Origin of the sequence: Mesorhizobium sp. M7A.F.Ca.CA.002.15.2.1, from assembly GCF_003998715.1 — a bacterium.
Lineage (GTDB): Bacteria > Pseudomonadota > Alphaproteobacteria > Rhizobiales > Rhizobiaceae > Mesorhizobium > Mesorhizobium ciceri.
Genome location: NZ_RZPI01000787.1, coordinates 1 through 2,426 on the forward strand (window position 1 = coordinate 1; position 2,426 = coordinate 2,426).

The 2,426-nt window shown below is 65.8% G+C and carries 3 protein-coding genes; all 3 read right to left on the reverse strand.

From position 1 onward, the window contains the following. A partial coding sequence (locus tag ENZ74_RS29260) for an FGGY family carbohydrate kinase (RefSeq protein ID WP_245466020.1) occupies positions 1–439 on the reverse strand: 439 nt, incomplete at its 3' end. A gap of 181 nt (positions 440–620) precedes the next feature. After that, positions 621–1,349 (reverse strand): SDR family oxidoreductase, encoded by a 729-nt coding sequence (locus ENZ74_RS29265; protein ID WP_024501651.1) that lies wholly within the window; start codon positions 1,347–1,349, stop codon positions 621–623. A 22-nt stretch (positions 1,350–1,371) separates the two neighbouring features. Further along, on the reverse strand, positions 1,372–2,426 hold a 1,055-nt coding region (locus ENZ74_RS29270; protein WP_127313201.1), incomplete at its 5' end, for a sugar ABC transporter permease.

A 2,426-nucleotide genomic window follows, 5' to 3' on the forward strand; every position in this document is an offset into this window, starting at 1 on the left:
GCCACAGGAGTTTCGGCGTTTCCATCTCCGGCGAGATGACGCCGCCGACGTAGTTCAACACCGCCTCGCCACTGCGATTGATGCGGCGCGTCTGCTCGACCGCGCGATGATCCATCCAGACGATGATGTTGCGTTCCGGATTGGCGGACTTGCTTACCGGCAGCGGCACGCCGCCCTCGCCCAGCACCACCAGCGAACAGGTGGCGTCGAAGCCGATGCCGGCGATCGCCTCGGGCGCCACGCCCGATTGCGCGACCGCTTCACGCGTGGCCGCGCAAACCGCCCGCCAGATGTCGTTGCTCGACTGCTCGACAATGTCGCCGGCCTCGCGCCAGACCTCGATGTCCCGTTTGGCCGAGGCAAGCAGGGTTCCCGTGTGGTCGAACACCCCGGCCCGCGCGCTGCCGGTGCCGACGTCGATGCCGAGGAAGTGGGACATTGGGGGAAACCTTCGGTTTAAGGCAGTAGGGGAGTAGGGGAGTAGGGCAGTAAGGCAGTACGGGAATAGGAGATGGTGGCTTGGCTCGGGCCCGGGCATTGAACGGCAGAGCAATCCTACTGCCCTACTGCCCTACTGCCCTACTGCCCTACTGCCCTACTGCCCTACTCCCCTACTCCCCCTAGAGATCATTGCTCTGCGGCAAAATCACCAAATCCCTTATCGTCACATTGCGCGGCCGGGTCAGCATGAACATCACCGCTTCGGCCACCTCGCGTGGCTGCATCAGGCCGCCGGCGGCGAGTTCCTCTTCGAGCTTGGCCTTCGGCCAGTCGTCGACCAGTGCCGTCACCACCGGGCCGGGCGCCACGGCGCCGACGCGCAGGCCGTGCTTGGCGACTTGCCGGCGCACCGTGTGGACGAAGGCCTGCACGGCGTGCTTGGAGGCCGTGTAGATCGGTTCCCAGACCACCGGGACCAGACCGGCGATCGAACTGGTGACGATGATGTCGCCGGTCTTGCGTTCGATCATGTGCGGCAGCACCGCCTGGATCGAACGGAAGCAGGCATTGATGTTGAGGTTGAGCATGCGATCCCAGACGTCGGGATCGCCGGTCGCCACCTCGCCGCCGACATAGGCGCCGGCATTGGCATGGAAGATGTCGAGTTGGCCGGCCTTCTCCAGGATTTGCGGCATCATGGTGGCGACGCTTGCCGGCTGCATCAGGTCGATCACCAGCGGGATCGCTTTGGGGCCGAGTTCGGCGCACAGTTTGTTCAGCGTCGCCTCGGCGCGGTCGACCAGCACCACGGTGGCGCCGGCCGCCAGCATATGCCTGGCGCATTCGAGGCCGATGCCTGACGCGGCACCGGTGACGGCGGCAACTTTTCCGGACAGTTCTTGGCTCATGTCTTGCTTCCTGTTGATGGGTTCAGGCCCGGCCATGCGAGACACGCGAGCGGCGTGCCAGCGAGTCGACGATGACCGCGATGGCAAGCACGGCGCCGGTGATCATGTACCGAAGCGACGAGGACAGATCGAGCAGCGTCAGGCCGCTGGCGATCGACTGGATGACGATGATGCCGAGCAGTGCCGAATAGGCGCTGCCCCTGCCGCCGAACAGGCTGGTGCCGCCTATGACGGCCGCTGCGATGGCGTTGAGGTTGACGTCGCCCGTGCCGGCCTGCTGGCTGGCCGAGGCCAGGCGGGCCGCCGACAGCACGCCGCCGAAAGCCGCCAGCATCGAGCACAGCACGAAGGCGCTGGAATAGATCAGCCGCACATTGATGCCGGCGCGCCGCGCCGCCTCGCGGTTGCCGCCGACCGCCGACATAGAGCGGCCCCATTTGGTCCGCGTCAGCGCGTAGTGCATCGATATGACCAGGCCGACGAACAGGCCGAACATCCACGGAATGCCGCGCGCCTGATTGAGATAGAAGACGATGAGCTCGAGAATGACCGTAATCACCACCGCGCGCGTGACGAGCCCGCCGGTCGACGGCGCCGACAGGTTCGCGGCGCGGCGGCGCGCGACGGTGCGCAGGCCGGTGATCAGCATGACGATGCCCGGCACGGCCGCCAGAGCGAACGAGACGAGTTTGGGCATCATCAGCAACTGGCCGAAATTCACCAGGTTCGAGCCGTAGGGCAGGTTGATCGAGCCGGTCGAGCCGAGGATGTAGAGCTGCAGGCCAAGCACCGCCAGCAAGCCGGCCAGCGTCGAGACGAAGCTCGGCATGCCGAGCCGGTTGAACAGCAGCGCATAGAGGGCGCCGATGAAGCCGCCGACGGCAACAGCGGCCAGAATCGCGAGCGCCACCGGCCAGCCCTGGTTGACCCACAGCGTGCCGACCATGGCCGAGGCAAAGCCGCTGATCGAACCGACCGACAGGTCGATCTCGCCGACCATCAGAACGCAGACGATGCCGAGCGCGATGACGCCGACGGTTGAGCAATCGAACAGCAGATTGACCAGATTGCTGCTCG

Bases quoted from the DNA above. Each gene is read 5' to 3' on its own strand.
- ENZ74_RS29265 (WP_024501651.1), bottom strand. From the start codon at position 1,349: ATGAGCCAAGAACTGTCCGGAAAAGTTGCCGCCGTCACCGGTGCCGCG.